Raw genomic sequence first — 10,070 nt, 5'->3', positions numbered from 1 at the left:
GACATAGAATTCAAACTTCGGATTGGTTTCGAAGTCCAGCTTGGACGAATCCGTCACAACCACCTTGTTGCCGTTCATGTCGAACGGCATGTCCGGCGTCGTAATGGCATACGTCAACTGAGCGAATTCAGTCTTGTGGATTGTATCGGGGTCGAAAGCCTCCACTTCGGCTACGACCGTGCCGTTTTTCAGGTTCTCATCGACATCCTTCTCGATATCCTTCACCGTCGGATTTTCGTTCACGTCGATGACCTTGATGACGCGGACAAGCGTATCGGTCAGGCCGTCCAGATCCCTTACCGTGAGAACCACCGTGTAAACGGAATCGACAGCTTCGTAGTTGAGCTTTGCGCTATCCTTCACCACGACGGTCACTTCGGTCTTTGCAGTATTCAGCGAGACGTCGAACAACTCGCCAGCATTCCTGCCGTCCTTGTCGGTAAGCTCTACTGTGAGCTTGCCCTGGTCGTCCGCATCCACGTCAGTAATTGCAAACGCATGAATCGGTGTGCCGGTCTTGGAGTTTTCGGCAATGCTGAACGGACCGTTACAGTCGTTGTCGCCTTCGATGCACTTGATATCCGGCTGTTCATTCACGTTGTCAATCGTCACGGTAACGGTAGCCGTATCGGTCAACTTCGGATCATTCTTGTCCGTGACAGCCACCTTGAAGGTATAGGTCGTCGTCACCTCATGGTTGAGTTCCCCATTCACCTTCACGACATTGGAATCCATGCGGAACGGAACATTCTTATCCACAATGGTATAGACCAGTTCACGATATGCCGGAGTCTTGGTATCGGGATCCTTGGCAGAAACCTTACCCACTTCATCATCAACCTTGGCATTTTCGGCAATGCTGAATGTAGCATCATCGATACTCGGGGCTTCGTTCACGTCAATCACATTGATAACGCGGACAAGCGTATCGGCGAGACCGCCTGCATCCGTAAGGATCAGGCGCACAACGTAGGACGGATCAATTTTTTCGTAATCGAGCTTGGCGCTGTCCTTCACGAAAACTTCCATCTGTGTCGAATCGCCATTGAACTTGACATCAAAGAGCGTTTCTGCACCACGACTGTTCGTGTCTTCGATGGCGAGCGTAAGCACGTCGGCTGCATCCACGTCGCTCACGGCAAACTTGTGAATCGTTGTGCCCGTCGGAGAATTTTCCTTGATGTCATACGGGCCATTGCAGTTGTCATCGTCTTCAAGGCAATCCAAGTCAGGATTTTCATTCACGTTGTCAATCGTAACCGTCACCGTAGCGGTATCGGTCAAGGCATCTTCATGAGCATCCGTGACAGCCACCTTGAAGGTATAGGTCGTCGTCACTTCATGGTTGAGTTCACCATTCACCTTCACCACGTTGGAATCCATGCGGAACGGCACATTCTCATCTACAATGGTATAGACCAGTTCGCGGAAGAATTCGTTATAGTCATCCGGATCCGTTACGGTCAATGCACCCACTTCGGAATCCACCGAGGAATTTTCCGCAACAGAGAAGGTAGCGTCTTCAATAGACGGAGCTTCGTTGGAATCATCCACACGAATCTTGGTGTCGGCAGGAACCGATTCACCAGAATCGTCCGTAAGAGTCAAAGTCACATCGAACAAGACTCCACTGATAGAGGCATTGTACAAAGCTTCGTAATCGAGCTTAGCGCTATCCTTGACAGAAATCACAACATAGGCGTAGCCCACCTTGGCAGAATCCACATTCGAGTGCTTAACAACCGTCACGTTAAACAGGTCTTCGGCACTGATAGTACCGGTCTTCTTGTTCTTGTCAACCAATGCAGCGGTCAGTCCGCCAACATCCTTAGCATCGGGATCAAATACGAGCGCCTTGCCGATGACATAGCCGTTGACCACCGGATTTTCCTTCGTGCTTTCCACGACATTGTACTCGTCATCGACCTTTTCGAACTTGGGATCTTCGTTGACATCCTTCAGCTTAATCGTAACGGTTGCCGTATCGGAAAGGTTCGTGAATCCGAAATCCTTACCGTTATCAGTCACAACTACCTTCACGTAGTAGACGCTGTCCTGTTCATAGTTCAGGGCATTATCCTTCTTGACCGTGATCTTACCGGTAGCAGCGTTGATTTCAAAGATTTCGGTAACACCGGCCGTAGAATCAAGCAGAGAATAGGTGAACACATTCCAAATGTCTTCATCGGAAGCCGTGACCTGGCCAACCGAGTCGCCCACCGTGGAATTTTCATCGACAAAGAAGACGACATCGTCAATCTGCGGCTTTTCGTTGTCGTCGAGAATCTTGATGACAACTTCAGACTCTACAGACTGTTTGCCTTCTCCGTTCGTCGTAGAGGCCACATCAGTCACAATCACCGTAACCGTCAAGATGCTGTCAGCCGATTCGTAATTGAGCTTTGCGCCGGACTTAACCTTAATTTGCAAGGCACCAGCGTCATCTGCGCCAATCGTATAAAGGGCATTTACTGCATCATAGTTGGGGTCTGTAGACTTAAATGCATAAGTGAACTTGGAGTCATCGACATCATCGACCGTGAAGGGGCCTGCGACAATTTCTCCGGCATCACTATTTTCCTTGACTTTCAAGGTGTCGCTAACAACGGTCGGAGCATCGTTTACCGGCAACAGATTAACCGTAATGGTTTCGGCATTCCTAGAAAGGAGGCTGTCTTCATCGACCACACGGAACGTGAATGAAGTATAGGGAACGCCAAACTTATCTTCGGCACCGATATACTGCAACTGTCCTTCAGCCAAGGAATCCACCGGAATAAAGAGCTTGGCGGCCTTGACCGTATCGCCCATATACAGCAGAGTACCCTTTGCTGGCAAAGTTTCTATAAGAACACCCTTTTCCTCTTTATGGAATATTGCCGATTCGTAATAGAATTTTTCTTTAGCGAATGTATAGAGAACATCTTCCATTGCAACAATAGTGTCGGACTGAGTTTTCGGCTCTCTATCAGAATCAACAATCACAAGCGGGAAATAACCTTCGCGCTTATCCCCCGGCATCACGGCACCCGTAACATTGAATATTTTCAGATTTACAATTTCATCACCTTCTGGCGTAAAATCTTCGATGGCTTTAATCCATATGCTAGAATCCTTGTCCGTCTCGTCAGGAGCATATTCACCCTGGTGAATAGAAACATGTCCTACTCCAGAACCACAAATGGGACGGTGGTACCCCGCAGAATCGGCACCAAGGTCTGCAAGACTTGCAGCCTTTTGTCCTTCAGCAATATTGCTTGCATCAACTTCAAAACAGTAATCGAAGAAAACATCCACCTTTGCAGCGGTATCCAACTTGATGGGAACCTTTACAAAAACACCATTTTCAGGAAATTCCAGTCTCGTTCCCAATTCCGGTTCAAGTTTCAAGATAGGTGGATCGAACGGAACATAGATAAACGAACCACCATTAATCTGGTTACCCAAATCCAGGAAGTCCGCAATCAACTGACCAGCAAAGTCCACATTACTGACAAGCTTGATTTTGCCCTTACTAATGAAGGTTCCCTGCATCGGAGTATTATCCGTATTCGAGAAATTAATGTCCGAGTCCACATAGAACATCAAATGGCCAGCGTAATCCTTATTGGGCACAATCGTTTCCGTTCCATACCAACGTCCATTGCTAAAGGTCGCCAAGGAATCCATATAAACGACCTGAATATTCGGATGATCGCTCGGCGTGAAATTGTTCAAGAAAAATCTCGTCAAACGACCATTATTCTGCATACGGACATACAAATGGGCGCTACTCCCCATCTGGATATTTTGCAGATAAATGTCATAAACTTCACGAGAACCTCCCGGCGGAACGTCCACATATCTTACTCCACGGTCACCAACAACAATTGCTTCTTGATAAGCCTGCGCAGGATTAATAGCAGGAACACGCAAATCGGACTTTATACCGGGGACAGAGTCTACAATACAAGAACCCGACCAGGCAGCATTGTTCTCTGTAGCACCTTCACCGACAACCAAAGTTCCACCTGCACGGGTTACACCGCTTCTGATGGTTTGGTTCACCGTTCCTGCAACACACGTCGTTCCATGGAACTCACTGCCATTATCATTACCAGCAGTAAAACTTCCCGTTGTGCGAGTCGGACCCGAAACAAACTTGGTTCCGTCGCCCAAAGAGATATTTCCTCCAATAAGAATGGGTCCGCCCAATATGGTATTGGCGTTCGTTCCAGTCATATTACCGGCAGCAGTTCCGACCCATCCCGACTTGTCGGGAATTTCAGTCGTACCCATATCGATGCCTGTAGAGCCCCATAGTTTGTACTTGGTCAACAAGTTCCAGTAGTCCTGACTTGTGGAACCCGATTCGACATTTTCGAAATACAGCGGAGCAACATCCGCAGCAAGAGCGGGGACCGCCATGGCCAGTGCGAGGCCAACTTTAGTAATTATGTTTTTTCCAAACCACATAATATACTCCTAATTATTAAGAGTGTATAATACGCCCTTATAAATCTTTCTATGTAAAATATACAAAACTTTTTTAATTATTACAACAGGAAAATAGCATAAAGCGTTTACATTCAGGCGTTTTATCCACAAGAAATCCACTTTTTATCAAAAAATGCAGTTCTATGTGACGACAAACACCCTTATTTGTTCACGCTTTTGTAAAAATAAGGAAACATCTGCGGTTGGCGGCGCACAGTCTTCCAAAAACCGCCAACGGAACATAAAGTTCCAAAAAAAGAAAAGGACTCCTTCAAGAAGCCCTTTTGCAAACAAATGTTTTCAGACAAATTACTTGTTCAGCGGACGCTTGTAACCGAACGGCTTCAAAAGTTCGTCGCTGGTCTTGATGATATCACCCTTTGTCTTAACTGTTGTCGAGCCACTGAACGGAGGAATCGAACAGCGCAGCTTGTTACGCAACTTCGCTTCTACTTTATATACATAGGCGCCCGTTGCCAAGAGCTTGCCGTTATCCGCATGAACATTGCCATCCTTGTCCGGTTTCATTTCAAAGAACATCTGGAGCATGCCCGCTTCGTTTGCATAGCTCGGGTCATTCAGTTCCTGTTCAAAGCTGAAGTAGTTCACGAAGTTTCCAAGAGACGAATAGACCCAAATCTTAATACTGACCTTGGAATCGTACAGATTGAACTGACTCACATCGGTCGGCAGCTTGACGCCATCTTCGCAGAACTCGGACACGAACTCTTCTACCGTGTACTCAGCGTATTCCGCCTTCGCCTTTTCATCGAGTTGGGCGGTATCTACGCCAATTCCCATATTCGAAATCCGTCCATTCGGAAGAATCAGATCGTCCAGAGTCGCAAGACCGCCTATACCGCTCACCGTCGGAACATTAACGTCCAGAGAAAGTGTCGGACCCAAATGAGAGGAGCCCTTGACGCCCGGATACGGTTCCTTACCGCTCCCTTCCGTTGTCTTGAATTCCCCACCAATCAAAGTTTCCACTTCTTCTTCGGTAGAGGGGTTCCTAATGCTCACCGCAAAGGTTTCCCCCTTCTTGGGTGGATTCGCCGCATAATATTCGTCGACTTTGTCCTTGTCTATCTTCGTCACGGGCTGTTCCACGGCAATATCAATTTCCTTACTATCCTTCATGACCACGTATACGGTATCGGAAGCTTCATTGCCCGCCTTGTCGCGATAGAAACGCACGATTACATTCGGGCCCTTTTCTAGTCCCTGCAAAGTCAAGGTATCCTGCACAATGCCATCGATTGCCCATTTTACATTTACAAAGTTAGAGCGAACAACGGCGCCATTTTCGGGAGCAAGGATTTCGACCTTCGGGAGCGTCTGATCGAGCACCACAAACACAGACTGCCTGGCCGCATTGCCATACTTATCTACATAGGTATAGGACACCTGGTATCCCCTGTCGCCTTCCGGATTCTTGACCATGTTGCCTTTCTGATCGACGACATAGGTCAGTTCAACAGAATTGCCGGTCGCCTTGTCCGTATATTCATAGGAAACCTTGAAAATTCCGCTGGACTCATCCGCATTCTTGGTCGCCACGAATCCACCGTTGCCGTCAAGCTGGAGAGCCTTGCCCGTCGTGGCGTCTGCCTGGTAGGAAATCGTGACCTTCTGTCCGTCCACCACGGCCTCGTAAGAAACCGTAATGACTTCGATGGAGTCGACCTTGCCCTTTTCGTTTACAACAGCCTGCTTTACGACATTTCCCTTGCTGTCAGTCACATAGCTCACTGTAACTGCGGTGCCTGCAACCGTTGCCGGGTAGGAATTCAAGACATTTTCGCCATTGATCGGAGTCCTTGTTGTATTAGGTTCCAGGACATCCAGCGACACGGTCTGCTTTGCCACGGCTGAAAGCGCGTCAAAGCTCTTCTTCGGCACATTGACCTTCTTACTCAAGTCCACAGGAATAGTAAAGCTGTAGGTCGAATCGCCCCTTATTGGATCCTTGTCAGTCACCGTGACGCGGATTTTACTCACCGTGTCCTTGACATACACGTTCGTGTCGGTCGCAGCTGGTTGCTCCACAACCGTATAGATGTTACTTGCCAGGTTCGCATCGGCCGCCGCAGAAATGGTAACGACCGGAGATGCGTCGCTGTAGAACACCACGATGCAGTCGGTGGCACAACCTTCAAAGCCATCTACATCGCAAACTTCCTTGCAGATATGGTTTTCGCCGGGTTTGAGCGTTGTATCGGCGCATGTCTCATTTTTCTTGTTCACTTCCCAGCAAACATCGATAACATCTTGTTTCGTCCAAATCGAATCGGGGAATTTCCAAGTGCTATCACTGTTTTCTGCCTGCGTAATTTCAACTGACGGAGACGGGACATCGATGACATTTACATAGACGACCCTAGTCGACGAGCCCCCATGGGGGTCTTCCACCTTGACCGTGATCGGGATATTCTTTGTCTTTTCGTAGTCGAGATCCTTGCATTTCTTAACCGTAACGACGCCACCTTCAGTGACATCGAAACAACCACTCGGATCTTCGAGCAAGGTAAAGACAAGGTTGGTATCACCGATATCCTTGTCAAGAGCTTCCAGGGTATCGACAATGGTGCCGTCTTCAGGATTTTCCTTGACAGAAATCGTTTCCGTTGTAATTACGGGATTTTCGTTAACATTCCTAATATCAATTGTCATCGTCCTGACAACCGTAAGCGTCGGGTCGTTCTTGTCGGTAAGAGCAACATCAATCGTGTAAGTCCTGCGTTCGGTTTCGTAATCGAATTCCTTCTTGGTACGAATGACTCCATTCTGGTCAATCGAAAAATATGCAGTATCTCCACCGACTGCGGTAAATACATCGATACGCTTTATCGGGTCTTTATCCAAGTCATCGAAAACAACCGTATCGACCACCGTTCCGCGAGGCATGTGTTCGTCAACGGCAAACTGCTGATCAACAAGCAACGGCGATTCATTGGCATCGAGAATCTTGATAGTTGCCGTCGCGAAAGAAGACTTGATATCAGCCGCTTTGCCCGTAGTTACACTCTTATCGCTTACCACAATCTTCACGGTCATGGCCGTATCTGCGCCCATCGTCTCGTAATCGAAGACAATGCCATCCTTTACCGAAATGCTTCCCGTATTCAAATCTATGGTAAACAGGGAGTCAACCTTCTTGAAGTTCGGATCAGTCGTGTCAAAAGCGTAGGTAAACACAGAATCATCGATATCCGTCACAGACATCTTTCCAGAAAGCGTTTCGCCATTCGCATTGTTTTCCTTTACAGTAAAGACAGCATTCTTTGCTACGGGAGCATCGTTTGCGGGCTTAATGCGAATCGTCGCCACCGCCGAGTCAGAGACCACACCATTATCATCCTCGACAGCAAAGACGAAAGAAGCATAACCTTGAGTATTATACTCATTCTTATCGGCCGTATATTTCAATTCACCAATACTGTCTAACGGGATATGGAGAGGTTTCGTGCCTGTGACCGTTACCTTTTCACCCAGATAAGTCATGGTTCCCTTTGCCGGAATCGAGACAACGACTATTCCCGATTGCGGTATAGGAACAGGAGATGTGGACATAAAGTAGAAGTCGTCTGCGGTAAAGACGAGAGTCTCATCTTCCACGCCATCCACCGTCGCATCCTGCGTTAACGGCGGGAAGAACCGGTCCACAATTTTCAGGTTAAAGGAGCCTTCAAGCAAATTACCCGGCAGCACCGCACCACCCATATTGAACACTCGGAACAAAAGGATTTCCTGCTTTTCTTCCAACGCATCGACAATGGCATTGATATACACCTTGAATTCGTCATCCGGAGTAAGGGAGCCAGGCTTAATTTCCACCGTTCCAGTATCGACTCCGCATACTGGGAATTTTGAAAGGGTTGTCACCTTGAAATCCTGTACAGAAGCAGACCCGCTCGCTGTTTCAGAAGAATCCTTGACATCGAAGCAGTAATCAAACGAAACCTTGTTCAAGGTCGTTTCCGAAATACGGACTGGTACCAGGGCGTCCTGATTGTTTTCGGGGAAGGTGTTCTGCGCCAAGACTTCAGGATCCAAATCCAAAACCGGTGGATCAAAGGGAACATACTTGAAATTTCCCGTAAACGGCGTATTAATGTAGATATACTTCGCAATGAGCTGTCCTGCGACACTAAAGCTGTGTCCCAACTTTAAAGTATCGGTCGTGATAAAGGTTCCTTGGTATTCAGGATGATCGGTAGAGCCCCAGTTAATAGGCTGTTTCGTGTAAAACAGAAGGTTGCCGCGATAATTATTGACATAGGTAAACAGGGTCGAATCCTCGACGCCTGTCAAGTCCCATTCTTTTGTCGCCTTATTAAAGACCTGTCCTTCAGGGACCTGCAGCACCTGAATTCTCGGATTGTGAGCTGAGTTATCGAGGTCCAATTTTTCGTGGATGAAAATTCTCGTCAGGCGGCCACCAGGCGGCATCACCACATAAATTCGGAAAGATTCTATGTTGTGCACATAGATGCTTTCAATAAACTTATCTACGGTTCCATACTCATTTGTATAAACGGAATCAGGAGGAACATGGATATAGGCAATCTTTGTCGAAGATCCGTTCGGGTAAGACATCGGGCCCAGCTCAATTTTAGGTTCCCAATAAGAAACCGTATCGTAATCCATTTCGGGAACCTTCAGCATCGTATCGATCTGGGGAACCGTTTCAGGACAAGAGGAATAGGCGTCGCCTTCAAAGACACTATCCGTAACCATCTTACGGAAATTAGTCACCACGGGGTCATATTCATTTGCCGCGCCATAGATGGAATCACGCACGCAATAGGGGCCGTCAAAGCGACCTTTAGCCAGCTCATTGTTTCGCCATTGGGGAATATGCACTGCACCAAGTACACGAACAGGGCCCCCAAGGAGCTCAACATTCATATCCTGGAAATTCACATTTCCACCCACCAAAATAGGGCCACCCAAATGGTGGTCATGGGCAAAGTTTATGTTACCATCGGCAGTACCGTTATAGCCACTCGTTTCTTCGATACGCAATTCGCCATTGTTGTTCAAAAATATGCCGTTGGTTCCCCAAAGCTTATATTTGACCAAATTTTCCCAGGACGCCTGCTGGAGCGAATCATAATCCTGATCGGCCGGATCAATATTATCAAAATATAACGGCTTGACACTGGCGCCAAGGGCAAACCCAACGACAACCAACAGCAACCAAGCCTTATCCAACCATTTTTTCATATTCAACATCATATTAGCCTCCATCCAACCTAGTTTATTCCAAAATGGAACCATTTGGAAACACACCCAAACCCATGATGCCGGAGTGTCCAACATCACATTATCAATATATATAAAAAAACTTTACATAGGTTACTTTTTTTTCACATTCGGACAAACCACCCAGATAAAAAGACAAAAATGAGCTTTTTATTGACAAAAATCACGATATTTTTCTACATTTGTGGGTCCTAGGCCCTGCGCAATGACTATTTGCGGGCAAATCGCCAGGGCGAAAGCAGCAACGGACTTGCGAATTTTTATGTGCTCAGGTCGCCTAGGATTTTTTTCGCCCTTAACAGGGCTTTTTTTATAAAAAAATGGTT

The 10,070-nt window shown here is 47.2% G+C and carries 2 protein-coding genes and 1 other RNA gene; 1 reads left to right on the top strand and 2 read right to left on the bottom strand.

Going from position 1 to position 10,070, the window contains the following annotated elements; genetic code table 11:
- Both ACKI61_RS05350 and ACKI61_RS05345 read right to left on the bottom strand, forming a co-directional pair.
- Nucleotides 1–4,455, bottom strand: a 4,455-nt coding sequence (locus ACKI61_RS05350; RefSeq protein ID WP_407456740.1) for a cadherin domain-containing protein, incomplete at its 3' end; no start/stop codon positions are given.
- A 330-nt stretch (nt 4,456–4,785) separates the two neighbouring features.
- On the bottom strand, nt 4,786–9,705 hold the full coding sequence (locus ACKI61_RS05345; RefSeq protein ID WP_407456739.1) for a cadherin repeat domain-containing protein: 4,920 nt from the start codon (nt 9,703–9,705) through the stop codon (nt 4,786–4,788).
- Between the two features lie 228 nt (nt 9,706–9,933).
- On the opposite strand from ACKI61_RS05345, the gene ffs reads away from it, so the two are divergent.
- An RNA gene (gene ffs, locus ACKI61_RS05340) (signal recognition particle sRNA small type) lies at nt 9,934–10,030 on the top strand.
- Nucleotides 10,031–10,070: the final 40 nt, after the last annotated feature.

It is taken from the genome of Fibrobacter sp. (genome assembly GCF_045601785.1).
Classification (GTDB): Bacteria; Fibrobacterota; Fibrobacteria; order Fibrobacterales; family Fibrobacteraceae; genus Fibrobacter.
The sequence above is the reverse complement of the archived record's forward strand: the minus strand, read 5'-3'. Positions and strand labels throughout refer to the sequence as shown.